At 69.4% G+C, this 25,569-nt stretch carries 24 protein-coding genes; 11 read left to right on the forward strand and 13 right to left on the reverse strand.

Annotation, left to right across the window (positions count from 1 at the left end):
• Position 1 precedes the first annotated feature (1 nt).
• The 3 genes from AC1VVG_RS23800 to AC1VVG_RS23810 are packed head-to-tail and all read left to right on the forward strand — an operon-like array spanning position 2 to position 3,815.
• Complete coding sequence (locus AC1VVG_RS23800; protein WP_034185701.1) at positions 2-1,468, forward strand: O-antigen ligase family protein; 1,467 nt, start codon at positions 2-4, stop codon at positions 1,466-1,468.
• On the forward strand, positions 1,465-2,649 hold the full coding sequence (locus AC1VVG_RS23805; RefSeq protein WP_034185702.1) for a glycosyltransferase family 4 protein: 1,185 nt from the start codon (positions 1,465-1,467) through the stop codon (positions 2,647-2,649). The genes AC1VVG_RS23800 and AC1VVG_RS23805 overlap by 4 nt, the downstream gene beginning before the upstream one ends.
• The gene (locus tag AC1VVG_RS23810) at positions 2,649-3,815 is read left to right on the forward strand and encodes a glycosyltransferase family 4 protein (protein WP_034185968.1); all 1,167 of its coding nucleotides are present in this window, start codon (positions 2,649-2,651) and stop codon (positions 3,813-3,815) included. Before AC1VVG_RS23805 ends, AC1VVG_RS23810 begins: the two co-directional genes overlap by 1 nt.
• Before the next feature lie 129 nt (positions 3,816-3,944).
• Here the strand turns inward: AC1VVG_RS23810 and AC1VVG_RS23815 are convergent, their stop codons facing one another.
• The gene (locus AC1VVG_RS23815) at positions 3,945-5,180 is read right to left on the reverse strand and encodes an MFS transporter (protein ID WP_124609070.1); all 1,236 of its coding nucleotides are present in this window, start codon (positions 5,178-5,180) and stop codon (positions 3,945-3,947) included.
• Between the two features lie 154 nt (positions 5,181-5,334).
• Here AC1VVG_RS23815 and AC1VVG_RS23820 point away from each other — a divergent pair, with 154 nt between their 5' ends.
• A complete protein-coding gene (locus AC1VVG_RS23820; RefSeq protein WP_175900399.1) occupies positions 5,335-5,805 on the forward strand; it encodes a winged helix-turn-helix transcriptional regulator in 471 nt (156 codons plus the stop codon).
• Positions 5,806-5,949: 144 nt separating this feature from the next.
• Here the strand turns inward: AC1VVG_RS23820 and AC1VVG_RS23825 are convergent, their stop codons facing one another.
• The 3 genes from AC1VVG_RS23825 to AC1VVG_RS23835 form a co-directional block, all read right to left on the reverse strand.
• Entirely contained in the window at positions 5,950-7,389 is a 1,440-nt protein-coding gene (locus AC1VVG_RS23825; protein ID WP_482836433.1) for an MFS transporter, read from the reverse strand.
• A gap of 126 nt (positions 7,390-7,515) precedes the next feature.
• A complete protein-coding gene (locus AC1VVG_RS23830) occupies positions 7,516-8,289 on the reverse strand; it encodes a helix-turn-helix domain-containing protein (RefSeq protein ID WP_482836435.1) in 774 nt (257 codons plus the stop codon).
• A gap of 25 nt (positions 8,290-8,314) precedes the next feature.
• Entirely contained in the window at positions 8,315-8,656 is a 342-nt protein-coding gene (locus tag AC1VVG_RS23835; protein ID WP_034185706.1) for an FKBP-type peptidyl-prolyl cis-trans isomerase, read from the reverse strand.
• Positions 8,657-9,239: 583 nt separating this feature from the next.
• Between AC1VVG_RS23835 and AC1VVG_RS23840 the strand changes: the two genes are divergently transcribed.
• Positions 9,240-10,157: a metal-dependent hydrolase gene (locus tag AC1VVG_RS23840; protein WP_034185970.1), complete on the forward strand. Its 918-nt coding sequence runs from the start codon at positions 9,240-9,242 to the stop codon at positions 10,155-10,157.
• Positions 10,158-10,600: 443 nt separating this feature from the next.
• The gene (locus AC1VVG_RS23845; protein ID WP_034185707.1) at positions 10,601-12,082 is read left to right on the forward strand and encodes a sigma-54 dependent transcriptional regulator; all 1,482 of its coding nucleotides are present in this window, start codon (positions 10,601-10,603) and stop codon (positions 12,080-12,082) included.
• Between the two features lie 1,024 nt (positions 12,083-13,106).
• On the opposite strand, the gene AC1VVG_RS23850 is transcribed toward AC1VVG_RS23845, so the two are convergent.
• Positions 13,107-13,889 carry an ABC transporter substrate-binding protein gene (locus tag AC1VVG_RS23850; protein ID WP_034185708.1) on the reverse strand — a complete coding sequence of 261 codons (783 nt, stop codon included), beginning with the start codon at positions 13,887-13,889 and terminating at the stop codon, positions 13,107-13,109.
• 234 nt (positions 13,890-14,123) lie between these two features.
• Between AC1VVG_RS23850 and AC1VVG_RS23855 the strand changes: the two genes are divergently transcribed.
• The gene (locus AC1VVG_RS23855) at positions 14,124-14,543 is read left to right on the forward strand and encodes an MbcA/ParS/Xre antitoxin family protein (RefSeq protein WP_049032081.1); all 420 of its coding nucleotides are present in this window, start codon (positions 14,124-14,126) and stop codon (positions 14,541-14,543) included.
• 2 nt (positions 14,544-14,545) lie between these two features.
• Positions 14,546-15,241 (forward strand): RES family NAD+ phosphorylase, encoded by a 696-nt coding sequence (locus tag AC1VVG_RS23860; protein ID WP_080287698.1) that lies wholly within the window; start codon positions 14,546-14,548, stop codon positions 15,239-15,241.
• 53 nt (positions 15,242-15,294) lie between these two features.
• On the opposite strand, the gene AC1VVG_RS23865 is transcribed toward AC1VVG_RS23860, so the two are convergent.
• On the reverse strand, positions 15,295-16,026 hold the full coding sequence (locus AC1VVG_RS23865) for a metallophosphoesterase (RefSeq protein WP_124668815.1): 732 nt from the start codon (positions 16,024-16,026) through the stop codon (positions 15,295-15,297).
• A 137-nt stretch (positions 16,027-16,163) separates the two neighbouring features.
• On the opposite strand from AC1VVG_RS23865, the gene AC1VVG_RS23870 reads away from it, so the two are divergent.
• Positions 16,164-16,817 carry a DUF1345 domain-containing protein gene (locus AC1VVG_RS23870; RefSeq protein WP_034185712.1) on the forward strand — a complete coding sequence of 218 codons (654 nt, stop codon included), beginning with the start codon at positions 16,164-16,166 and terminating at the stop codon, positions 16,815-16,817.
• Positions 16,818-16,823: 6 nt separating this feature from the next.
• Here AC1VVG_RS23870 and AC1VVG_RS23875 read toward each other — a convergent pair whose 3' ends face one another.
• Both AC1VVG_RS23875 and AC1VVG_RS23880 read right to left on the reverse strand, forming a co-directional pair.
• Complete coding sequence (locus AC1VVG_RS23875; RefSeq protein WP_034185713.1) at positions 16,824-17,492, reverse strand: glutathione S-transferase; 669 nt, start codon at positions 17,490-17,492, stop codon at positions 16,824-16,826.
• Positions 17,493-17,577: 85 nt separating this feature from the next.
• Positions 17,578-18,285, reverse strand: a complete 708-nt coding sequence (locus AC1VVG_RS23880) for a class I SAM-dependent methyltransferase (RefSeq protein ID WP_059558432.1) — start codon at positions 18,283-18,285, stop codon at positions 17,578-17,580.
• 307 nt (positions 18,286-18,592) lie between these two features.
• Between AC1VVG_RS23880 and AC1VVG_RS23885 the strand changes: the two genes are divergently transcribed.
• Positions 18,593-20,245: a DUF3459 domain-containing protein gene (locus AC1VVG_RS23885; RefSeq protein ID WP_049030518.1), complete on the forward strand. Its 1,653-nt coding sequence runs from the start codon at positions 18,593-18,595 to the stop codon at positions 20,243-20,245.
• 70 nt (positions 20,246-20,315) lie between these two features.
• On the opposite strand, the gene AC1VVG_RS23890 is transcribed toward AC1VVG_RS23885, so the two are convergent.
• From AC1VVG_RS23890 to AC1VVG_RS23910, 5 genes are all read right to left on the reverse strand, one after another.
• Entirely contained in the window at positions 20,316-20,909 is a 594-nt protein-coding gene (locus AC1VVG_RS23890; protein WP_124668818.1) for a thiamine phosphate synthase, read from the reverse strand.
• Between the two features lie 22 nt (positions 20,910-20,931).
• Complete coding sequence (locus tag AC1VVG_RS23895) at positions 20,932-22,275, reverse strand: hemolysin family protein (RefSeq protein WP_034185715.1); 1,344 nt, start codon at positions 22,273-22,275, stop codon at positions 20,932-20,934.
• A 76-nt stretch (positions 22,276-22,351) separates the two neighbouring features.
• A complete protein-coding gene (locus tag AC1VVG_RS23900; protein ID WP_059558430.1) occupies positions 22,352-23,134 on the reverse strand; it encodes a sensor histidine kinase in 783 nt (260 codons plus the stop codon).
• A gap of 67 nt (positions 23,135-23,201) precedes the next feature.
• Positions 23,202-24,125, reverse strand: a complete 924-nt coding sequence (locus tag AC1VVG_RS23905; RefSeq protein WP_034185717.1) for a DMT family transporter — start codon at positions 24,123-24,125, stop codon at positions 23,202-23,204.
• A gap of 41 nt (positions 24,126-24,166) precedes the next feature.
• Positions 24,167-25,024, reverse strand: a complete 858-nt coding sequence (locus AC1VVG_RS23910; protein WP_034185718.1) for a LysR family transcriptional regulator — start codon at positions 25,022-25,024, stop codon at positions 24,167-24,169.
• 116 nt (positions 25,025-25,140) lie between these two features.
• Here AC1VVG_RS23910 and AC1VVG_RS23915 point away from each other — a divergent pair, with 116 nt between their 5' ends.
• Positions 25,141-25,524, forward strand: a complete 384-nt coding sequence (locus AC1VVG_RS23915) for a tautomerase family protein (protein ID WP_034185719.1) — start codon at positions 25,141-25,143, stop codon at positions 25,522-25,524.
• The last annotated feature ends 45 nt before the right edge of the window (positions 25,525-25,569 follow it).

A 25,569-nucleotide genomic window follows, 5' to 3' on the forward strand; every position in this document is an offset into this window, starting at 1 on the left:
GATGAGTACGATTGCCGCCGAGCGCGCACCGTCGCCCAAGCGCAGCCGGCTTCCCGAGCCGAAGCACTGGGTCGGGCAGGCCGCGCTGTGGTCCTTCACCGCCGCGCTGATCGCCGTGCATCAGGGCAAGGTGCTGACGCTCGCGTTTCCGGTGCTGGCCATCGCGGTCGGCTTCTGGCTGTATTTCAAGAGCCCGGCGCGCTATGTCGGCTTCATGTGGTGGGTGTGGTTCCTGAGCCCCGAGGTGCGGCGGCTGGCCGACTGGTCGAAGGGCGCGTTCACGCCGACGAGCCTGATCCAGGTCGCGCCGCTCGCGGTGACGATGATCGCCGGCTTCGGGCTGATCCGGCATTACCGCGTGCTCGCGCAGCGGCGCGGGATTCCCGTGCTGCTGATGCTGTTCGGGCTCGCGTATGCGTATCTCGTCGGGATCGTGTCGAGCGGCGTGATGGCCGCGACCTACGACCTGGCGAACTGGGTGTACCCGGTGCTGATCGGCTTTCACATCATGGTCAACGCGCGCGACTATCCCGAGTACCGCGACGTGCTGCTGTCCACGTTCATGTGGGGCATGCTGGTGATGGGCCTGTACGGCGTCGTGCAGTACTTCGTGATGCCGCAGTGGGACGTGCTGTGGATGATCGGGTCCGACATGGGCTCGCAGGGCGAGCCGGTGCCGTACGGCGTGCGCGTGTTCAGCACGATGAATTCGTCGGGGCCGTTCGCGTTCGCGATCATGGGCGCGCTGGTGTTCGTGTTCGCCGCGCCGCAGAAGATCCGCTGGTTCGCGGGGGCGGCCGGTTTCGTGTCGTTCGCGCTGTGTCTCGTGCGCTCGACGTGGGGCGGCTGGGTGATCGCGCTCGCGATCCAGCTCGCGCAGTCGAACAACCGCCTGCGGATGCGGATCCTCATCAGCGGCGTCGTGCTGGTCGGGCTGTGCGTGCCGCTCCTGACCGTCGGGCCGGTGGCCGACCGTCTCGGCGCGCGCCTGCAGTCGATCACGAACCTGAAGGACGACCGCAGCTACGACGACCGCAACAAGTTCTACGCCACCTTCGCGCAGACGGCGTTTACCGACGTCGCCGGCGAAGGAATGGGCGCGACGGGCGCATCCACGAAGCTGTCGAGCGACAGCGGCGAGCTCGGCAAGTACGGCAGCTTCGACAGCGGCGTGATGAACGTGCCGTTCGTGCTCGGCTGGCCCGGCACGCTGCTGTATCTCGCCGGCGTCGTGATGCTGTTCGGCCGCACGCTGCGCGCGGCATTCCGGCTGCGCAAGGACAAGTTCGTCGGCGCGTGCCTGAGCCTGTGCCTGTCGACCTTCGCGATGCTCGTGTTCACGAACTCGCTGATCGGCACGGGCGGCCTGCTGATGTTCACAGCCATTTTTTCGATACTTGCCGCGGCGCACTGGCAAAAGGCACAACGCCTGCTGGCCGCCGCGCGTTCACGGGGAGGCGACCATTGAGAATCGCGATCGTCACGCACGTCGTGCGACATAACGACGGGCAGGGCCGCGTCAATTACGAAATCGCGCGCGCGGCGCTGGCCGAAAACTACGAGGTCACGCTGGTCGCGTCGCATGTCGCGCCCGAGCTGCTGGCCGACCCGCGCGTGCGCTGGGTGCCCGTGAAGGTCGGCGGCTTCTGGCCGTCGAATCTCGTCAAGCAGCAGGTGTTCGCGCTGAAGAGCGCGGCCTGGCTGCGCGCGCATCGCGGCGAATACGACGTGCTGCACGTGAACGGCTTCATCTCGTGGATCAAGGCCGACGTGAATACCGCGCACTTCGTGCACGGCGGCTGGTTCAAGAGTCCGTACTATCCGTTCGGGCCGACGAAGGGCATCTGGTCGGCTTACCAGTACGTCTATACGCGCGTGAATACCACGCTCGAGCGCTGGGCGTACCGGCGTTCGCGCGCGATCACGGCCGTGTCGCAGAAGGTGGCCGACGAGATTGCCGGGCTCGGCATCGACAGCCGCAAGATCAGCGTGATCTACAACGGCGTCGACGGCAGCGCGTTCGCGCACGCGCAGGCCGACCGCGCGGCGTTCAAGCTGCCGGACGACGCGTTCCTGCTGCTGTTCGTCGGCGACCTGCGCACGCCGCGCAAGAACCTCGGCACCGTGCTGAAGGCGCTGACGAAGCTGCCGGCGAACGTGCATCTGGCGGTGGCCGGCTATTTGCCCGGCAGCCCGTATCCGGAAGAGGCGCGCGCGCTCGGCATCGATGCGCGCGTGCATTTCCTCGGCCTCGTGAAAAACATGCCGACGCTGATGCGCTCGGTCGACGCGTATGTCTTTCCGTCGCGCTACGAAGCGATGAGCCTGTCGCTGCTGGAAGCGATGGCGGCCGGCTTGCCGGTTGTCACCGCGCGCACGGCGGGCGGCGCGGAGATCATCACGCGCGAATGCGGGATCGTGCTGGAGGATCCGGACGATCCGGCCGCGCTCGCGCAGGCGATCGGCTCGCTCGCGGCCTCGCGCGACACCTGTCGCGCGATGGGCGACGCGGCCCGCGAACTGATGACCCGTTTCGGCTGGGCGCACATGGGTGCCCAGTACGTCGCGCTTTACCGGCGCATCGGTCAACCCACGCAGCCGTCCGCCTTCGAGCGGGTCGAGCATGCAGTCACGCAGGAGCAGTCGTGATGTCCCAAACTTCCCGGCCGATCAAATCGTTGCAAATCGGCATGCACTGGTTCCCCGAACGCGCGGGCGGCCTCGACCGGATGTACTACTCGCTCGTCGGCGCGCTGCCGGGGGCCGGTGTCGAGGTGCGCGGGCTCGTTGCCGGCTCGCCGAAGGTCGCCGACGACACGGGCGGCGCGATCCAGGGCTTCGGTCCCGCGTCGGAGCCGCTCGCGCGCCGGATGCTCGCCGCGCGGCGCGCGCTGCGCGACGAGATCCGCAGCGAACGGCCGGACGTGATCTCGTCGCACTTCGCGCTGTACACGTTTCCGGGGCTCGACGTCACGCGCGGGATTCCGCAGGTGTCGCACTTCCAGGGGCCGTGGGCCGACGAAAGCCAGGTCGAGGGCGCGGCGTCGCTCGGGCAGCGCGCGAAGCGCTATCTCGAACAGGCCGTCTATACGCGCTCGTCGCGGCTGATCGTGCTGTCGCAGGCGTTCGGCCAGATCCTGACGAACCGCTACGGGATCGATCCGTCGCGCGTGCGCGTGATTCCCGGCTGCGTCGACACCGCGCAGTTCGATACGCCGCTGACGCCCGCCGAGGCGCGGCACAAGCTGCAGTTGCCGCAGGACCGGCCGATCGTGCTGGCCGTGCGCCGGCTCGTGCGGCGCATGGGGCTGGAGGACCTGATCGACGCGATCGGTCTCATCAAGCAACGCCACCCGGACGTGCTGCTGCTGATCGCCGGCAAGGGCAAGATCGGCGAGGAACTGCAGCAGCGCATCGACGCCGCCGGGCTGCAGGACAACGTGAAACTGCTCGGCTTCGTGCCCGACAACCATCTCGCGGCGCTGTACCGCGCGGCGACGGTCAGCGTCGTGCCGACGGTCGCCCTCGAGGGGTTCGGGCTGATCACCGTCGAATCGCTCGCGTCCGGCACGCCCGTGCTGGTGACGCCGGTCGGCGGGCTGCCGGAGGCGGTGGCCGGGCTGTCGAACGATCTCGTGCTGCCGTCGACGGGCGCCGATGCGATCGCGGAAGGGCTCGGCGGCGCACTGTCGGGTACGATCGCGCTGCCCGACGAGGCCGCATGCAAGCGCTACGCGCGTGACCATTTCGACAACGCGGTGATCGCGCGACGCGTCGCCGGCGTGTACGAAGAGGCGATCCAGGCGGCCGGCTGAACGCTCGCGGCGCGCAACCGGCGCGCCGACCAGGAAACCGGACCGGTGCAGGCACGTGGCCGGTGCGCGTGCCGGCCGCCCGACGCGGGTGCGCCGGCTTTTTTGCTCGATCCCGATGACCGGCGCGCATCACGCGCGCCTGAGCGTCGCGACCCATACGCCGAGCGCGGCGATGCTGACGGCCGCGCCGAGCACGCAGACGCCGGTCCATCCGGCGCGCGCATACATCATCGTCGACGCGATCGCACCGAGCCCGCTGCCGGCCGAGTAGAACAGCATGTAGCAGCCGACGAGGCGCGCGTGCGCATCGGGCCGGGCGCCGAGAATCATGCTCTGGTTGACGACGTGGACGGCCTGCCCGCCGACGTCGAGCAGCACGATGCCGACGATCAGCCACGCAATCGACGTGACGCCGAACGCGAGCGGCAGCCACGCGCACGCGAGCAGCGCGAGCGCGGCGCCGGTCGTCGCTTCGCCGCGCCCGCGATCCGCGAGCCGGCCCGCGCGGGCGGCGGCCGCCGCGCCCAGCGCGCCGACTAGGCCGAATGCACCGATCTGCGTATGCGACATCGCGTGCGGCGGCGCGCTCAGCGGCAGCACGAGCGCGCTCCAGAAGATGCTGAACGCCGCGAACATCAGCAGCGCGATCGCACCGCGCACGCGCAGCACGCGTTCATCGCGCAACAGCGACACCATCGACCGCAGCAGCGCCGCATAACCGATGCGCTCGCGCGGCGCGTCCGTGTCGGGCAACAGCCGCGACAGCACGGCGAGCATCGCGATCGCGAGCGCCCCCGACACGAGGTAGACGGCCCGCCAGCCGGCGAGATCGGTGACGACGCCGGCCAGCGAACGCGCGGCCAGCAGCCCGACCACGACGCCGCCTTGCGCGGCGCCCACCACGCGCCCGCGTTCGCCGGCGCCGGCGAGCGCGGCCGAGCACGCGATCAGCCCTTGCGTCATCGCGGTGCCGAGCAGCCCGACCGCGACCATCCCCGCGAGCAGCGCGATGCGCGTCGGCGACGCGGCGACGCCGATGCAGGCCGCCGTCAGCAGCAGAAGCTGCGCGGTGATCAGGCGCTTGCGGTTCAGCAGGTCGCCGAGCGGCACGACGAACAGCAGCGCGAGTGCGCAGCCGAGCTGCGTCGCGGTGATCACGCCGCCGACGGCGGCCTGCGACACACCGAAATCGCGCGCGATCGAATCGAGCAGCGGCTGCGCGTAGTAGACGTTCGCGACGCTCGCCGCACAGCAGACGGCTAGCCACGCGACGCGCGCCGAGGACAGGCGGCTGCCATCGGCCGCATGCGTTGCACGGGGCGGCACGTTCGATGCCGCGACGCCGGAATGACAGGAAGACTCCATGGGTTCCCTTGCGCAAAGTAGTTGCAAATTGAAACTTGTATGAAGTGTAGGAAAAGTAGTTTTAAAATGCAACTTGTTGTGCGGCGGGCGACGGGCCCGCGCACGGATGGCCGGCGCTGCCGAGCGCGCGGCCGGCACGAGGGTGGAGAGGAACATGGCCAGGCAGAAAAGTCTTGCGGATTCGCCGTGCCCGGTGGCGCGGGCGACCGATATCGTTGGCGATCGCTGGGCGTTGCTGATCGTGCGCGATGCGTTCGACGGCGTGCGCCGGTTCGGCGATTTCCGCGCGAGCCTCGGCGTCGCGAGCAACATCCTGTCCGACCGGCTGAAGATGCTGGTGGACGCCGGCGTGTTCGACGTCGTGCCGGCGTCGGACGGCACCGCGTATCAGGAATACGCGCTGACGAAAAAGGGCGAGGGGTTGTTTCCGGTGATCGTGATGCTGCGGCAATGGGGCGAGGCGAACCTGTTCGCCCGCGGCGAGCCGCATTCGGTGCTGGTCGATCGCGGCACGGGGCGTGCGATCCGCAAGCTCGCGCTGCGCCACGAGGACGGCCGGCCCTTGAAGGCGGCCGAGACGGTCGTGAAGAAGATCGGCGACGAAGCGGGCGCGCCCCGGCGGTGAGCGCGTTGCGCGGCGGGCGGCCGGTCGGCTGGACTGTCGCGATCGTCGTTGACCGGAGCCGCGTCGCCATGACCCGTCCGCTGGATGCCGCGGGTTACCGGCGGCTGCTCCAGCGCGATCCCGGCGACGCGTGAGCACACGCGTTCAATCGGCCGCCGGCATTGCCCGATGCACGGGCGCCGCGCCGCGATGCGCATCGGGCCGCACGCGCGTCGCGAGCAGCGCGGCCGCGACCAGCAATGCGACCGATACGGCTGTTTCGATCCGCAATCCGTCCACGACCTGCCGCGGGCCGCCGCCGCCCGCGAGCGCGCCGAACGCCGCGACACCCATCGCGCCGCCGGCTTGCCGCGCGGTATTCAGCACGGCCGATGCGATGCCGGCCCGCTCGGGCGCGACCGACGCGAGCACGGCCGTCGTCATCGCGGGCACCGCGAACCCCATCCCCGACGGAATCAGCAGGAACGGCACGAGCAGCGCGGCGAGCGGCGTCGACGCATCGACGAAGTGCAGCGACCCGTAGCCTAGCGCGGCGACCAGCGCGCCTGCCAGCATCGGCCGTCGCGGGCCGTGACGCGCGACGACGCGGCCGCTCGCGAGATTCGACAGCAGGAAGCCGCCCGTCAGCGGCAGGAACGCCAGGCCGGCCTGCAACGCCGTTTCGCCGCGCGCACGCTGCAGGTAGAGCGCCAGCACGAATACGGTGCCGTAGTACGTGAGGTTCACGCAGATCCCGAACAGCACGGCCGCGCTGAACGTGCGATGACGAAACAGCGACAGCGGCAGCATCGGCGTGGCCGTGCGCGATTCGATCGCGACGAAGGCGAGCGCGGCGAGCGCCGCGAATGCGAAGCCGCCGGCAACGACCGGGTGCGCGATGCCGAGCGGCCGCCATTCGATCACGGCGCCGGTCAGCGCGGTCAGCATCGCGATCGCGATGAGCTGGCCGCGCAGGTCGAGCGCGCGGACCGGGCGCGATGGCGCGGCCTGCGCGTGGCGTGCCGGCACCCAGGCCAACGTGGCGGCAAGCCCCGCCGCGCACAGCGGCAGGTTCACGAGGAAGATGCCGCGCCAGCCCCACGTGGCGGTCAGCAGGCCGCCGACCACCGGGCCGGCGGCGATCGAGACCGACCCGGCCGCCGTCCACCCGCCGACGGCCCGTGCGCGCAGGTGCGGGTCGTGCCGGCACGCGTCGTTCAGCAGCGCGAGCGAATTGGGCAGCATCGCCGCGGCGCCGATGCCCTGCCACGCACGGGCCGCGATCAGCATCGCGGGCGCGCGTGCGGCGCCGCACGCGAGCGACGCGAGTGCGAACAGCGCGAGGCCCGCGACGTACAGGCGGCGCGCGCCGAAGCGGTCCCCGAGCGCCCCGCCCGACAGCATCAGCACCGCGAACGCGAGCGTGTACGCATCGACGATCCACTGCAGCCCGGCGACCGGCAGATGCAGGTCCGCCGCGAGAGGCGCAAGCGCGATGTTGACGATCGTCACGTCGAGCTGCGTGACGACGAAACCGATGCTGACGGTCGCGACGACGCGGGCGAGCGCGGGCGGGAAAGCGGAGGCGGGGGTGATCGTATTCATGCGTCCATCGTAGGACGCGGCGGACGGGCGATGTTTCAGCGGGAGGTGAAGCGTCGATACGCAGGCCGACGCGGCGGCGTCGTTCCTGCTACGCGCGTCGAGGCGTGTCCGGCGAGGCCGATGCGTTCAGTGCCGTTCGCCGCGCCAGCGTCCGGGCGCGACGCCGAAGCGCTTCGTGAACGCATGCGTGAACGTGCTCTGGTCCCCGAAGCCGACCATGCCCGCGATGTCGACGAGCGCATGCCGGCCGTCGGCGAGCAGCACGACCGCCGCGTCGAGCCGCAGCCGCTGCAGGTAGCGATGGGGCGTTTCGCCGAACGCTTCGACGAACAATTGATGGAACCGGCGCATCCCGTAACCGCAGTGCGCGGCGAGATCGGCGATGCGCAGCGGCTCCGCGAGCCGTGCGCGCAGCCAGCGGTCGATGCGCGCGAAATCGAGGCCCGACGCGGGCGCGGCGATGCCGGCGTCGTCGAGCAGCGCGTCGCACAGGCGCGCGGCGGCCTGCCACTGGAAGCGGTGCGCGGCGGCGTGCCGTGCGTCGCCGGCCGGCGCATCGTGTTGCACGGCGGCGGCCGCGACCTGCGCGACGAGCGACGTCAGCGCCGGGTCGATCGATACGGCGCGCGCCTGGTCGAACAGCCGCTGCGGCACCGCGAGCGATGCCGCGGGCAGGTCGATCACGAGCTGACGATTGTCGCCGAGGCCCGCGTAGTCGTGGCGCGCGCCGGCCGGAATCAGCCAGGCCGCGTGCCGGTCGATGCGCTGGCCGATCCCGTCCACCGCCATCACCATCGCGCCATCGACGCCGAGCACGACCTGGTGGAAGTCGTGCACGTCCGACGCTTCGCACGTGTCGTAGCGGCGCAGCGCGATGGCGGGGGAGGCGATGCGTTCCATCGGAAGGAAACGGCCGGGTGCGCGATCAGACGTCGAGCAGTTCGACTTCGAACACGAGCGTCGCATTCGGCGGAATCACGCCGCCTGCGCCGCGCGGGCCGTAGCCGAGTTGCGGCGGGATCGTCAGCCGGCGCACGCCGCCGACCTTCATGCCCTGCACGCCTTCGTCCCAGCCCTTGATGACCATGCCGCCGCCGAGCACGAACGCGAACGGGTCGTTGCGGTCCTTGCTCGAATCGAATTTCTGGCCGTCGGTCAGCCAGCCCGTGTAGTGGACGCTGACGGTCTTGCCGGCTTGCGCTTCCGTGCCGGTGCCTTCGGTCAGGTCTTCGTATTTGAGACCCGATTCGGTCGTGATGACAGACATGACTTCTCCTGAAAGAGGGTTGCGTAAAACCGCTATTGTAGGCGAGCGCGCCGCGGGCCGGCGCGGGTGGTTTTCGCGGCGCGGCGTGCGGTGCGGGAGCGGCGATGGACCATCCTCGCCGCGCTCGCCCGAAACACGATTGGAACGCGCGTTTGAATGGTTGCGCGGGCCGCCTCGCCGCGGTTGCACCACGCGGGTGCGCCATGCGTATGAATCGGCGTGGCTGCAGGGGCCGAGGTGCGTCGTGCGGCATCCGTCCGATGCCGCGAAATGCCCGCCCGACGGGGCTTTCAGGTCGCCGACAGCAGGCGCGGCCGGGCGTCATGCCTCGCGTGCCGGCCGGACGTCGCGTTCGAATCGCGGCTTGCCCCCACGCCGTTCGGGCGCCGTTTTTTCCGCCTGTTCGACCGTGCCCTGTTTGGAAGCGCGCATCTACCGCGCGGCTTGCGCGTGTCAGTGCGGGCGGCCTATCTTTACATTTGTCGATGTCAAGATTTTGGCGGCGCGCGACGCGCCGTCCGGGCCTGCGCCGGCCGCGTCGGATGACGCGCCGCGCCGCGCCGGAACCAGGAGAACCATGAACATGAAGTCAGCCGCTTCCGCCACCGCAGCCGGGATCATGCCGGTGCGCCGCGACCTGCGCTTCGACCTGCCGGTCGAACGCGCGAAGGACTGGCATGGCCTCGGGTCGCACGTGACCCATTTCTTCAACGCGCTGTCGCTGCTGTTTCCGGCCGGCGAGCGCTTCTTCATGGATTCGGTGCGCAACTACCGCGACCGGATCGACGATCCCGTGCTGAAGCAGCAGGTGCTCGGTTTCATCGGCCAGGAGGCGATGCACACGCGCGAGCACATCGAATACAACGAACTGATGCAGGCGAACCGCCTGCCCGCGCGCAAGCTCGACAAGCGCGTCTGGACGGTGCTGGCCTTCATGAAGCGCAAGCTGCCGCACTCGGTGCAGCTCGCGCATACGGTTGCGGCGGAACACTACACGGCGATGCTCGCCGACTGGCTGCTGCGCGACCCGACGCGCCTGGATGGCTCGGTCGAAGGCTACCGCCAGATGTGGATCTGGCATGCGCTCGAGGAAACCGAGCACAAGGCCGTGTCGTTCGATGTGTGGAATACCGTGATGAAGCCGGGGCCGCGCCGCTATCTGATCCGCATCGGCGTGTATCTGCTGACGACGCTCACGTTCTGGCCGACCGTGTTCCTGATGCACGCGACGCTGCTGTGGCGCGATCGCGGCGCCGGTCATCACGTGCGCGGCATGCTGCGGATGATCGCGTTCCTGTACGGGCCGCGCCGCGGCCTGTTCCCGCGCATCGCGGGCGAATGGCTGAGCTTTTTCCGGCCGGGCTTCCATCCGTGGGATCACGACAACCATCACCATCTCGCGCGCGTCGACGCGCTCGCCGCCACCTACGGCGAACCGGCCGGCGCGCCCGCCGGGCGCGGCCGCGCGAACGCGCCGGCATCGCTCGCGTCGGGCCGCTGACACGACCCGCCGCGCGGCGTCGCGCGGCGCATGTTGCGTTCCTGCATCAACCGGCTTCCTATGACGATTGACCGAAGTCAACGGGAACCGGTTGCGCGGGCGCACGCGTGGCCGGCCGGCCGATTCCGCCTACCCGCGCCGGCCTGCCGATTCGGTCTGCACGGCATCGCACGCAAACGCCGTGCGCCAGCACCGGCGCGGCTCGGCGCCCGGCGCGCCCGCCTGTTTCGGGGTCTCGCCGCGCGCGCCACCGGGATAACACCCATCTAGTCGCCCGCCTGCCGCATCGATATACCGTTCATGACGGCGCCCACCTCGCGCGCGATTCGTGCGCGGGGGGATTTTATTCGGACGGAAATGCGGCCAATATGTCGGTTCAATCGTGGTCCGTCGGAGACGGCGGCGAGCCGGCGCACGATACCAACGCCAAGCGGGGAACAACGATGGTTGCAAGGTCACCCGACGCAAACGGGCAGGCGGCGCCCGAGATGACGGATGTAGCCGTCACCGCTCCCGAGGCCGGACGCAAGCTGTTCGCGATCATGCGGACGCCCGACGAGCCGCTGCTGGCGCAACTGCGCGGGCTCGGCTGGGAGATCGCGGTCGCGAAGACGGCCGGCGCCGCGCAGAACATGACCTCCGGCATGAGCGTCGCGGCCGGGCTGGTCGATTTCACGGGCTTCACGTCGCGCGACTATCCGGCGCTGAAAGCGTGCCTGAGCCAGCCGGCGATCGGCTGGATATCCATCGCGCAGGCCGGCATCACGATCAGCCCTGCCGTGCGCGAACTGATCCGCAGCTATTGTTTCGACTACGTCACGCTGCCGCTGCCCTACGAGTGGATTTCGCACGTGCTCGGTCATGCGCGCGGGATGGCCGCGCTCGATCGCGTCGATGGCGCGGCCTACGCGGCGTCGATCGGCGAACACGGGATGATCGGCAACTGCGAGGCGATGCAGCAGCTGTTCAGCACGATCCGCAAGGTCGCGAAGACCGATGCGAGCGTGTTCATCTCGGGCGAGTCGGGCACCGGCAAGGAGTTGACGGCGCTCGCGATTCACGAGCGCTCCGGCCGCGGCAAGGGGCCATTCGTCGCGATCAATTGCGGTGCGATTCCGCATCACCTGCTGCAGTCGGAGCTGTTCGGCTACGAGCGCGGCGCATTCACCGGCGCGAACCAGCGGCGCGCGGGCCGGATCGAATCGGCGAACGGCGGCACGCTGTTTCTCGACGAGATCGGCGACATGCCGGTCGAGAGCCAGGCAAGCCTGCTGCGCTTCCTGCAGGAAGGGAAGATCGAGCGGCTCGGCGGGCAGGAATCGATCGCGGTCGACGTGCGGATCATCTCGGCCACGCACGTGGATCTCGACGGTGCGGTCGAGGCCGGGCGCTTCCGCGCGGATCTCTATCACCGGCTGTGCGTGCTGCGCATCCACGAGCCGCCGCTGCGCGCGCGCGGCAAGGACATCGATATCCTCGCGCACTACGTGCTGCAGAAATTCAAGTCCGACAGCGGTCGCAAGATCAGCGGCTTCACATCGGCCGCGCTCGATGCGATGCGTCGCTACGAATGGCCCGGCAACGTGCGCGAGCTGATCAACCGCGTGCGGCGCGCGATCGTGATGGCCGAGAGCCGGCTGCTGACGCCGCACGATCTCGGGCTCGACACACCCGGCGAAACCGAGCCCGTGACGCTCGAACAGGCGAGGGCGCTCGCCGAGCGCACCGCGATCGAGAATGCGCTGCTGCGCAACGATCACCGGATCAACAAGGCTGCGGCCGAACTCGGCATCTCGCGCGTGACGCTCTACCGGATGATGATCGAGCACGGGCTGAACGATCACGACAACAACGGCGGAAACGGCGACAACGGCGGGCACGACGGCGCGCCGTCCGGCGACGCGGGGCATCAGCGGGTCGGCTGAGGCCGGCGCCGGTGCCGCACGCACGTAGCGATTGTCGCGTGCCGCCGGGCGATCGTCCGTTCGGCACTTGCCGATTCGTCCCGCCGACGGGCATGTAAAGCGCATGAAACATTTCGCCTCGGCAACCGGGCGAATTCTCGCGGGAAACCGGGCTGAACGGGCCGGCACGTGTCGGTAAAAACGCCGCGCTCCATTGTTCAGCCTTATCCCGCAAGGGTGGGCCGCGACCGGTCCGACGCGTGCCGCGCGCCGCATGTTTCAGATTCGCAACTTCCGCCCATCCGCCCCCGTTCCGGTTGCCTGTCGGCCGCGCCAAACCCTTGCCCGGACAGGCGCGCGCGCGGCTGGCCCGCTCCTTGCGAAGAGTGTCGTGCGACAGTCGACGACGCGAGGTCCGGCCGGTTCCAGCGGCCCGGACGCACTCCGCGGGGATGCGGCGGCGGAGCGCGGCACGGCAGCCGCGTTCCGGCGGGCACGGAACGTCTTCGGCCGATCGTCGGGGCACCGGCAGGGTCCGGTTGCCGGAATAAACATCACACTGCAAACGGGGTAGAAAAATGAACGATCGCCACACGCCGCGGCCGGCAGGCCGCGATCGCAGTGATGCGGGGCATCGCCGGTCGAACGTCGCACTCGCAGCCGGCCGGCATGCGTCGACAGGCCATCTCTCCGCGCCCGGGGCGAGGCGGATCCGGCTGGTTGCCGGTCATCCGCGCCGGGTCGGTACTTTCCTGCACGCCAACCCGAGTCGCATGGGCATGTGCGCACGGGCGCCGATACCGCGGCGCCCGATCTTCGCCTATTGATTCGCGCAGCACCGCATCCGTTCGCGTGGCCGGTCGTTCCTTGGTCAATCGATCTGCAATCCGAACGATGTGCGAGGTGACGCGCCGCGTGCGCGACGCAAGACGAGCAGCATTCGATGCAACGGCGAGCCGCGCGGTGCCGTTGCCATCCGGTTAAAGGGGAGGGGCGGTCGGACGCGCGCGACGGGAAGTGGTACCCGTACGCGCGCGACGCCGTTTCAGCCGCCGTAGATGTCGAAGTCGAAGTACTTCGACGCGAGCCGCTTGTAGGTGCCGTCCTTGACCATGTCGGCGATCGCGCGATCGATCTTCGCCTTCAGGTCGGTGTCTTCCTTGCGCAGCCCGATGCCGGCGCCGATGCCGAGCACTTTCTCGTCGACGAGTTCGGGCCCGACGAACGTGTAGTTCGCGCCGCGCGGCGATTTCAGGAACCCGATCGCGGCCTGCACTTCATCCTGGAGCGCTGCGTCGAGGCGGCCCGACGTCAGGTCCGCGTACACGCCGTCCTGGTTCTGGTACGACACGACGTTCGCGCCTTGCTTGCCCCAGTACGCCTTCGCATACGTCTCCTGCGTCGTGCCCTGCTCGACGCCGATCGACTTGCCCTTCAGCGATTCGGCCGTCGGCAGCAGCGGCGAGCCCTTCTTCACGACGAGCCGCGTCGGCTGGTTGTAGATCTTGGTCGTGAAGCCGATCTGCTCCGCGCGCTGCGGCGTGATCGACATCGACGACAGCACCGCGTCGAACTTCTTCGCCTTCAGCGCCGGGATCATCCCGTCGAAATCGTTCTCGAGCCACACGCACTTTGCCTTCAGGCGCGCGCAGATCTCGTTGCCGAGGTCGATGTCGAAGCCGACGAGCTTGCCGTCGGGCGCCTTCGACTCGAACGGCGCATAGCTGGCGTCGGTGCCGAAGCGGATCGTGGTCCAGTCCTTCGCGACGGCGGGGCCTGCGGATACCGCGAGCAGGGCGATCGAAACAGCGGCAATCAGTCTCTTCATGGTGCGTTCCTTGGCGGGTGCTTCCGGGTTCTGTGCGACACGGTTCTTACGGATACGGGCCGCGTCCGGGCGCGGTGTCCGCACGGCCATTAACGCAGAAAATAAAATAAGAGTCCAGAATGGACAAAAAATATCATTTTGTCTCAAACCATCGCCGGTCGACGGGTGTCGACCCTTGCAAAAATACGAAAATGGACTAATCTTGTTAGTAAATTCGTTTCGAGACTAACGATCATGTCACAGCCCGCCTACGATTCGCATTCCGCCCCGCCGCAGGCCTCGGTCGCGCAGATGTCGGCGGCCGGCCTGCGTGCGTTTTTCAACATCGCGCGCGACTGGGAACTGACGATCGACGAGCAGATCGTGCTGCTCGGATCGCCCGGCCGTTCGACGTTCTTCAAGTGGAAGGCCGCGCCGGAATCGGCGCGGCTGCCGCGCGACACGCTCGAGCGACTGTCGCTGCTGCTTGGCATCTACAAGGCGCTGCAGATCCTGCTGCCGCAGCCCGCCGCGGCCGACGCATGGGTCAAACGGCCCAACGACGCGGCGCCGTTCGGCGGCAAGCGCGCACTCGACCGGATGCTCGCCGGCAACGTCGGCGATCTGGTCGCCGTCCGGCAATATCTCGACGCGATGCGAGGTGGCTGGGCGTGACGATGCCGATCGAGACACAACAATGGCCCACGACCACGGTCGACTGGGTGCCTGCCTACCGAGTCATCCCCACCCGTTTCCCGGCGATCAACCTGTTCGACCGCGTGGCATCGGCGGACGATTTCGACGCGCTGTACGCGCTCGAATCGCTGACCAACGACCGCATCCGCAACGAAATCGGCGCACTCGATCTCGTGCCGCCCGCCGAGCGCCGCTACGGGCTGGGCTGGGGGCCGATCATGGCCGCCTTCACGCACCTGAATCCGCAGGGCAGCCGCTTTTCCGACGGCAGCTACGGCGTGTTCTACTGCACCCGTTCACGCGATACGGCGATCGCCGAAACGCGCTACCACAGCGCGCTGTTCCTGGCCGCGACGAAGGAACCGCCGATGCGCCAGCAGATGCGGCTCTACACGGTGATCGCGCAAGGCAGCGTGGTCGACGTGCGCACGTGGCCGCAGCGCGATCCGGCCTTGCTGCATCCGCTCGACTACGGCGCGGGGCAGGCGTTCGGCCGCGCGGTGCGCAACGCGGGCGGCGCGGGGATCGTCTATCCGTCGGTGCGCGACCCGCGCGGCGAATGCCTGGCCGCGTTTCGCACCGCGCTGCTGCGCGATTGCCATCACGCGGCCTATCTCGAATACAACTGGAACGGCTCGGTTGTCGACGCGGTGTTCGAGCTGAACCAGGTCGGCTAGCGTTCGCCGCTTCGCGAGCCGTTCCGGCACGAAGGCACGAAGGCACGAACGCGTTACGGCAACGGCCAGTCGCCCGCATGGCGCTCGCGCGCCTCGGCCTGCGTCATCGACCACGTGCTGCCGGTACGCGGCTCGGCGAGCGTGAGCCGACCGGACGGTGCGAACGCACCTGTGTCGATGAACCATTGCGCACCGATCCGCTGCGGCGCACGCACGGGCGTATGCCCGGTGCAGGTCAGTGACAGCCCCGCCTGCCGCGCCGGATCGGCGAGCCCCTGGACGAGATCGCGGCCCCAGATCAACCGCTCGCGCACGTCGTGCGAGTAGCTGCCGGCATCGAGGTCGGCGTCCGAGCCGAAGAATTCCGCATGCAGCACGTTGAAGCGTCCGGGGCCGTCGCCGATCACGCGCACCAGCGGCAGCGCGTCGACACGCGCCGCATGCGCGTGCAGCCGCTCCGGTGGCAGGTCGGCGCCCCAGTCGCCGCCGATTCCGCGCCACGCATCGGGCGACAGCTTGCCGCGCGACACGAGGCTCAGCACTTCCTCGTGGTTGCCGCGCACGACATGGCACCACGGGCGGTCGAGCAGGTCGAGCGCGGTTTCGGAGGCCGGGCCGCGATCGACCAGGTCGCCGACCGAGAACAGGCGGTCGCGGGCCGGATCGAAGCGGATGTCGTGCAGCAGCGCGCGCAGCACGTCCACGCACCCGTGCAGGTCGCCGACGACGAAGTCGCGGCCGGCGGCGTTCGCGGGGTGGCAGCAGAGGGGGGCGGTGGCGGTCATCCCCTCATCTTAGGCGCTCCCGCCCATCGCCACGTCACGAGGGAATGGCGATAATCGGGGCGCGGCACCCGCCCGAGGCGCAACGGGCCGTCCCGCGCGCCGTTCGAATCCTTTCCATCCGCTTTCGGAATCACACGATGACGCTTTATCCGCAGGTATTACGCAACCGGCCGCGCATGGTCGCGGCATTCGTCGCAGGCGTGCTGTGCGCGGTGCTGCTGCCGTTTGCGCTGCGCCCGGCCGTGCGTGCGCTGATCGGCTGGGATTGCGCGATCTGGCTGTATCTCGTGCTGATGTGGGTGCGCATGGTCACCGCGCACCATCACAAGGTGCGCGAAGTCGCGATCCGCGAAGACGAAAACGCGACGACCGTGCTGACCGTCGTGTGCTCCGCGACCGTCGCGAGCGTCGCCGCGATCGCGATCGAACTCGCCACGGCCAAGAGCGTGGGCTTCAGCGCGGGGCTCAGTCACTACGCGATCACGGCTGCGACGCTGTTCGGCGCGTGGTTCCTGATTCCGACGATCTTCACGCTGCACTACGCGCGGCTCTATTACGGTTCGCCGGGCAACGATCGCGCGCTGCGCTTTCCGGACCGCAACCCCGAGCCCGATTACTGGGATTTTCTGTATTTCGCGTTCACGATCGCGGTCGCGTCGCAAACGGCCGACGTGTCGCTCGCGAACCGTTCCGCGCGGCGCTCGGTGCTCGCGCAGTCGATCCTGTCGTTCTACTTCAACATGGCCGTGCTCGGGCTGTCGATCAACGTCGCGGCCGGCCTGCTGAGCTGACGCCGCTTACTTGAGCAGGTCGTACGGGCCGCCGCGCTCCAGCGCCCGCTGGTACGCCGGCCGTGCGTGGATCGCGTCGAGGAAGCGCGCGATCGCGGGATACCGGTTGCCGCCGCCGCGTGCGGTCGCGGCTTCGAGCGGGAAGCTCATCTGGATGTCCGCCGCGCTGAAGCTGTCGCCGACGAACCAGCCGGTGCGTTGCAGCGCGCCGTCGACATGGCCGAGATGCAGCGCGATCTGCGGATCGACGAAGCCCGACTGCAGCGTGTCGGCGATCTTGCGTGCGATCGGCCGCGCGAAGAACGGCATCGGTGCCTGGGCGATCCGCAAGGCGACGAGCTTGAGCAGCAGCGGCGGCATCGCCGACCCTTCCGCGTAGTGCAGCCAGTACGTGTAGTCGTGCCGCTCGGGCGTGCCGGGTGGCGGCGCGAGACGCCCTTTGCCGTAGCGTTCGGCGAGGTACTCGATGATCGCACCCGATTCGGCGAACGTGCGGCCGTCGTCGGTGACGACCGGCGACTTGCCGAGCGGATGGATCGCGCGCAGTTCGGGCGGCGCGAGCATCGTTTTCGGATCGCGCGCGTAGCGCACGATTTCGTACGGTACATCCAGTTCTTCGAGCAGCCAGAGCACGCGCTGCGAGCGCGAGTTGTTCAGGTGATGGACGGTGAGCATGTCGAGGCCGGAAGGGGACGGAACCGACATCATACCCAGCGCGCGCGGCACGCACGCGCATCCGGTCGCACGCCGTGCCGAACCGCTATGCGCGCCGCACAGCGACCCACGCGCCCCAGAACAGGCTCGCGAAAAAGCGCAGCGGCGCATCGAAGCCCGCATCGCGCAGCAGGTCGAACACGGCTTCTTCGGTGGCCGGCGGATCGGCGCCCTGCAGGATCTTCGCGAGTTGCACGCGCACGGCGTCGGGCGTGGCGCCCTTCATGCGCCAGCGCTGCTGCCACGCGTCGAGCAGGCGAGGGTGGTCCGCGTAGCGGCGATGGTTGCCGGCGAGCACGAGCGGCGCGCCGGGTTTCAGGCGCCGCGCGATCGCGTGCAGCAACGCGGCCTTCGCCGCATCCCCCGGCACGTGATGCAGCACGCCGATCAGCGTGGCGCCGTCGAATGCGGGGGCATCGGGCAGCGCATCGACGCCGTCCTCGACGAATGCCGTGCGCGACCCGAAGCCCGCGGCCTCGACGTTCGAACGCGCAAGCGCCAGCATCGGCGCGGACGGGTCGACGGCCGTGAATTGCCAGCCCGGTTCGAGCGCGGCGGCCACGCAGATTTCCTGGCCCGTGCCGCCCGCGCCCGCGACGAGGATCCGCGCATCGGTCGCCCCGATCGTCGACGCGAGCATGCAGGCGGTGAGTTCGTGACACGCATCGTAGCCGGCGAGCGCGATGCGCGATTGCGCGGCATAGTCCTGCGCGCGCGAGGGATCGAATTTCGCGGCACTGGCGGGAAGCGACATGGCGGGCTCCTGGGGTCGAGGGCGGACGACGGGTCCGCGAGCATGACGTGGAGCGTAGGGGCGCGCGGCCCGCGCAACAAGGCGGGCAGACATTCCGGTATGCCGACTACCCGGCTTGCGGGCCCAGGCCCGCCAGCCCGTTTTCGCAGGGTCGATTCGCATTTAAAAATGTCTGATCAGCGTATATCGCGATGGCGAATCCGGCGCATACTCGGTGCTCTCCCCCCGCCTGGCCGTCGCATGCCGGGCCCCGATGCGCCGCGCCACGGGCGCGGCCATGCCGCTCGGCACGCACGAGGAGCGCATGATGTCCGATTGTCCGCACGATCCGTACGCGCAGCACTACATTCATTGCTTGCCGTTTGGCGCCCAGCCCTGTGGCGCGCTCTGCGCGACACCGCGCACGCATTTCCGCGTGTGGGCGCCGGGCAGTACGCAGGTTCAACTCGAACTCGATTCCGGCTCCGACCCGACGCTCGTGCCGATGGCGGCCGCCGGCCCGCACTGGTTCGAGGTCTTCGCCGACTGCGGTGCGGGTACGCGTTACCGCTATCGCCTCGACGATGCCGTGTCGATTCCCGATCCCGCGTCGCGCTCGCAACCCGACGGGCTCAACGGCCCGAGCGAGGTCGTCGATCCGCGCGCGTTCACGTGGCGCAACACGTTCTGGCGCGGGCGTGCATGGGAAGACATCGCGCTCTACGCGATCCGGCCGCATGCGGTGGGCGGTTTCGACGGCGTGCGCCGCCGCCTGCCGCGGCTCGCGCGGCTCGGCGTGACCGCGCTGGAGCTGCTCGCGTCGCCGCACGACAGCCTGCCGTTCGCGCCGCTCGCGGCCGAAGGCGGCCCCGACGCGCTGAAGGCGCTGATCGACGACGCGCACGGCTACGGGCTCGCGGTGCTGCTGGAACTCGACTACGCGCGCTTCGGCAGCGGCACCGATGCGCTGCGCCACTACGCTGCGCCGTTCTTCCATACGCGCGACGATCCGCTGCAGGCCGCGCCGCTGGCGCTCGATCATCCGGAAGTCTGCGATTTCTTCTGCGACAACGCGCTGTACTGGATCGACGAATACCGTTGCGACGGGCTGCGCCTGCGCGAGGCCGACCGGATCGGCGTGTCGTGGCTGCGCGAGATCGCGGACCGCGTGCGCGCGGCCGTGCCGGCCGACCGGCTCATCCATCTCGTGCTGGGCAGCGAGCGGCATCCCGCGCACCTCGCCGATACCCATTTCGATGCGCAGTGGAACGGCTGCGGCGAACGCGCGCTGCACCGTCTGACGGGGCGCGATCCGTCGGCCCACGAAGGCATTTCCGCGCGCCAGTCGATCCACACGCTCGCGCGTGCGCTGACCGCGGCCGGCGCGGCGTTCCAGCCGGCCGCGTCGGGAGAGGGCATCGCGGCCGACAGCGGGCTGGCCCTGACGTCGCTCGTGTTGTCCGATGGCGCGTGGCGCGACGGCGGCCCGGGCGACCCCGCGCAGGCGTCCGGCCTCGCGGCGCTCGCGCTGTCGCTGCTCACGCCGCAGATTCCGCTGATCTTCGATGAAACCGCGCGCGACGCCGATCGTGCGCATGTCGTGCAGTCGGCGCTCGCGGTGCGCGCGAAGCTGATCTCGCCGCGGTTGTCCGATTGCCGGCCGCAGGATGCGCATGCGCTGAAGGCGGACGGCGACGGCGATGCCGACGCGCTGCTCGCGTCGTGGCGGCTCGCCGACGACGAGACGCTGACGATCGCATTGAACCTGTCGCCCGACGCGGTGCGGTTCGACGCGCCGCGAGGGCGCGTCGTGTTCGAGACGCCGGCACGTGCGCGCGACCGCATCGATGAAGGGGAGTTGCCGCCGTATTCGCTCGTTGCGTGGCTCACGGGCGACGTCAACCACTATGCGCTGACGCACGACGCGCGGCGTATCGACGACGGTTCGTGGCGCGGCATGCGTCCGAACCTGAACGCATGAGCGGATGACGGCGTGAGGGTTGGAAGGCCGGGCGCATGCGCACCCGGCTGCGCGGCAGGCGATCCCGGACTTACCAGAACCCGCGAATGCCCGCGATGCCGTAGGCGCCGTGGCGGCGCGCGTCGTCGAGATGCGTGCGCGTCATCCCGCCGAGCGCGAAAACGGGCATCGTGGCCTGCGCGGCCAGCGCATCGAACCGCGCCCAGCCGAGCGTTGCCGCGCCGGGGTGGCTGAGCGTCGGCAACACCGGCGACAGCGTGACGAAATCCGCGCCGATGCGGGCGGCAAGCAGCAGATCGTCGAGCGTGTGACAGGCGGCGGACACCCGCCGCTCGGCCGGCAACGGACGCTGCGCGGCGGCGCGCAACGCGGTGCCGTCGAGATGCCAGCCGGCGCCGTCGAGCCGCATCACGCCGGCTGCATCGATCGGCCCGTTGAGCATCAGCTGCGCGCCGGCGGCGTCGCAGCGCGCGAGCGCGGCGGCGGCGAGTGGCGCGAACGCGGCCGCATCGAGCGACTTCACGCGCAGTTGCACGAGCGTTTCGCCGCGCGCGAGCACGGCCGACAGCCGGTCGAGGAACGCCGCGCAATCGGCCGCCGACGCGGACGCCGGTTCCGGCGTGATCACGCAGCAGCGCGGCAGCGGCGCGGCCGTGCCGTTCATCGCGTGCGGCACTGTAGGGCCATCATTCGTCGGCCTCTTTCGCGACCTTCGGATAGACGCGCACGAGCACGATGCGCGGCCCGTTCATTTTCTTCACGACCACGTCGAAGCGGTCGAACGACACGCGTTGCCCTTCGGTCGGCAGGTCGCTCAACGCCTGGATCACGAGGCCGCCGACCGATTCCGCGCGGCCTTCGTCGATATCGATGCCGAGCGCCTGCTCGAGCGACACGACGGGCAGGCTGCCCTTGCCCATCAGCGTGCCGTCGTCGAGGCGGCTCCAGTCGGCATCGCCCTGGCGGAACTCGTCGTGGATCTGGCCGACCAGCGCGCCGAGCAGGTTGTCGAGCGTCAGGAAGCCGATCGGCTTCTCGCCCTTGTTGCCGACCAGCGCGAAGTGCGGCGCGCCCTTGCGGAAGCGGCGGAACAGGTCGAGCGCCGGCGTGTCGGGCCGCACGTACTGCACGGGGCGCACGTAGTCGGACAGGTCTTCGAGCGCGGCGCCGGCATGACGCGCGAGCAGCAGGTCCTTCAGGTGGATCAATCCGCTCACCTGTTCGCGCGACGCATCCTCGAACAGCGGATAGCGGCTGAAGCGGTGCCGCGCGACGATCTCCATGTTGTCGGGCAGCGGCAGGTCGCGCCGCAGGCCGATCATTTCATGGGCCGGCCGCATCAGGTCCGACACGGTCATCGACGAGAAATCGAGCGAATGCGCGAGCGTGTTCCACTCGTCGTCGCTGTACGTGCCGCGCGCCGGTTGGGCGGCATTGCCGGCCGTGCTGCGGCGGCTGCGCAGGATCAGCTTCAGCTCGTCGGTCGAGTAGTGCGCGTCGCTGCCGTGGTCGGCCGACAGCCCGGCGAGCCGCAGCACCGCGTTGGCGCTGGAGTTGAGCACCCAGATCGCCGGATACATCGCCCAGTAGAACGCATACAGCGGCAGCGCGACCCACAGGCCGACCTTCTCGGACTGGCGGATCGCCATCGATTTCGGCGCAAGTTCGCCGACGACGATATGCAGGAACGAGATCAGCGAGAACGCGAATATCAGCGAGATCAGGTGCACGACGCGTTCGGACTGCACGCCGATCAGGTCGAGCACCGGGGCGAGCAGTTGCGCGAACGCCGGTTCGCCGACCCAGCCGAGGCCGAGCGACGCGAGCGTGATGCCGAGCTGGCACGCGGAGAGGTACGCGTCGAGGCGGCCGTGCACGATGCCGAGGATGCGCCCGCGCAGGCCGTGCTTGCGGGCCAGTGTCTTGACGCGCGTGGCGCGCAGTTTGACGAGGCCGAATTCAGCCGCGACGAAGAACCCGTTGAGGGCCACCAGGAACAACGCGCCGATGAGCGCGAAGATCTGTAACAAAGAATCGCTCCGGTTATGACAGGCCCATCAGTATAGAGCCGGAAAGGAATTTGTAATGTACTGGACGGCCGAATACTTACACCGGCGCCTCGCAGGGGACGGAGAAGGTGAGGGTGGCCGCCGCACCGTCGGCGAACGCGGTATGCGAGAACGTGCCGCCGTGCGCGAGCGCGACGCGCTGGCACAGCGCGAGGGTCCATGCGACCCGCTTCGCGTCGCGCTCGCGCAGCATCTCGCGCCGGGCGAACGCCTCGAACGCGTGCGGTTGCGCGGGATCGGCGAGTGCGGCGGCATTCACGGTGCAGGCGGCGCGCGCGGTGAACCGGGCGCCGTCGCGCGCGCATTCGAACGTCACGCGTGAGCCGGCGGCGCTGGCTTCGACGGCGGTCGTCAGCATCGTCCACAGCGCCTGCGCGATGCGCTCGCGGTCGGCGGACAGCGACGGCGCGCCGTCGTCCGGCAGCGTCGCGTCGAGCGCGACCTGCCGCGCGTCGGCGAGCGCCGCGCGCACGAGCGCGAGCGTGTCGTCGAGCAGCGCGCGCAGCGCGAACGGCCGCGGCTCGAGGGCGAGCGTGCGGGTTTCCGCGCGCGGCGCGTCGAGCACGTCGTCGATCAGCGCAACCTGCTGGTCGATACCCGTGCGGATGCCCGCGAGCGCGCGCTGCAGGTTTGGATCGGCATTGGCGAGCTGGCGCTCGAGCACGTACGCCCAGCTGTGCATCGCGTTGAGCGGGCTGCGCAGGTCATGCGACGCGGTGGAGAGCGCCTGATCGCGCAGGAACAGCGCCGCCTGGGCGGCGTAATGCGCTGCGCGTTCGCGCAGCAGGTCGGCGGCGGGATCGACGGAAGTGGACGTCACGGAGCTGGCCTGTCGGAAACGGTTGGCGTGGAAGTCACGCGAATCGCCATTATAGGGACGGTGCGTGTCACGCCGGCAGCGCGTCCTCGTCCTTTTTCCGGGCGTCGCCGTTCGGCAGCAACTGGCAGGCGAGCAGGCCGGCCAGCATCAGCGCGCAGCCGACGAGCGCGCGCAGCGTCAGCGTTTCGCCGAGCGCGGCCCAGCCGGCGAGCGCCGCGAACACGCCTTCCATGCTGAAGATCACGGCCGCGTGCGCGGGCGCCGCGTCGCGCTGCGCGACGACCTGCAGCGTATAACCGACGCCGACCGACAGCAGCCCGCCGTACAGCAGCGTCGGCAGCGCGCCGCGCAGCATCGCGACGCTGACCGGCTCGACGGCGACGCCGACCGCGAGGCATGCGATGCCGCACACGAGGAACTGCAGGAACGCGAGCACGAGCGGATCGTGCCGTTTCGCGAGATGGCCGACGGCCATCACGTGCGCGGCGATGATGACGGCGCCCGCGAGCTGGAACCAGTCGCCGTAGAGCACCGAGAAATGCTCGTCGATGCTGAGGAAATACAGGCCGATCGCCGCGAGCAGCGCGCCGAACCACGTGCCCGCGCCGATCCGGTGGCGCGCGAACACGCCCATCAGCGGCACGATCACGACGTACAGCGAGCTGATGAAGCCGGCGTTGGCGATTCGCGTGTATTGCAGGCCGAATTGCTGCAGCGAGATCGATACCGCCAGCAGCCCGCCGAGCGCGACGCCCGGCAGCAGCAACGCCGGTTCGCGGCGGATCGCCGCGCACTGCGCGCGCGACGCCGCGTTGAGCATCAGCAGCGGCACCAGCACCAGCGCGCCGAGCAGGAAGCGCAGCCCGGTGAACAGGAACGGCCCGATCACGTCGAGGCTCAGCCGCTGCGCGACGAAAGCCGAGCCCCAGATCGCGGCGGCGGCGAGCATCAGCAGGTTGGCGCGGAGGTGCTGGCGGGCTTCGGGCTTCATCGGAATTCTTCTGGAGATTGCGGACGGCGAAACCCGCTAGTTTACGCCGAGATTGCAAGGCTGTCGGCGAACCGGCGCAGCGCGGCCGCGGCCCGGGCGTCGCGTACGCGCGAATACAGCACGACCTGCGATTGCGGCAGCGGCGGCAGCCCGAATTTCGCGCCGACGTCGACCAGCGTGCGCGGTGCGACGCGCCGCGCGAGCGGGCAGACGGCGAGCCCGGCCGCGGCCGCCGCCGTGACCGCCGCGACGCCGCCGCCGATGAAGCGTTCGCGCCACGGCCGCGCCGCACGGTCGAGCGCGCGCAGCGCGGCGGCCCGCACGCCGCACGGGCCGGCCAGCACCGCGAGCGGCAGCGGCTCGCCCGCGCGCGGTGCCCAGTCCGGTGCGGCGAGCCAGGCCAGCGGTTCGGTGAACAGCAGCGTGCCGTCTTCGCGCGGCGGATCCTCGCCCGGCTCGTGCCGCACGATCGCCGCGTCGAGCCGGCGTTCGTCGTATTGCGCGAGCAGGTTCGTCGACGTCCCGAGATGCATTTCCAGCGACAGCCCGGGGTCCTGCCGGTGCAGGCTCGTGAGCACCGCCGGCAGGTCGGGCACCGCGACGTGCTCGCTGACGCCGAGCGACAGGCGATACGTACCGGCCGAGATCGCGCCGAGCGCGTGCTCGTGCGCGTCGAGCAGCGCGCGGGCGGCCGGCAGGAAGTTCTCGCCGTCGGCCGCCAGCTTGACGACGCGCGGCGTGCGCGCCAGCAGCGGCTTGCCGAGATGGGCCTCCAGGCGCTTCAGCTTCAGGCTGACGGCCGATTGCGTGGTGCCGAGCGCATCGGCGGCGCGCGTGAAGCTGGCGAGATCGGCGACCAGTACGAACGCACGGACCGCATCGAGATCGAGTACTTTCATTTCAAGTGTAAATGAATGAAATAAGCATCAATGACTGTTAATTATAGTTCGGCGCGCCTAACCTGATGCCGTGTTTCCGTTTCTTCCACGTCAACTTCACCGACAGGAGCAGGACCATGCCATTCACCCGTATCGCCGTACGCGAAGGCAAACCGGCCGCCTACCGCGCGGCGCTCGTCGACGGCGTGCATCGCGCGCTGATGCAGACCTTCAACGTGCCCGAGGACGACATCTTCATGGTCGTGACCGAGCATGCGGCCGAGAACTTCGTGTACGGCCGCCATTACCTCGACATCGAGCGCAGCGACGATCTCGTGATGATCCAGATCACCGCGAACAACACGCGCACGCTCGAGCAGAAGCGGGCGCTGTACCGGACGATCGCGGAGAACCTCTCGCAGCAGCCCGGCGTGCGCCAGCAGGACGTATTCATCAGTCTCGTCGAGGTGCTGAAGGAGGACTGGTCGTTCGGCAACGGCCTCGCGCAATACGCCGTTTGATATCCGACAGGCGACAGGGCCAGATCGCCGCCGGCACGATTTGAC

The organism is Burkholderia sp. L-4, assembly GCF_056856535.1.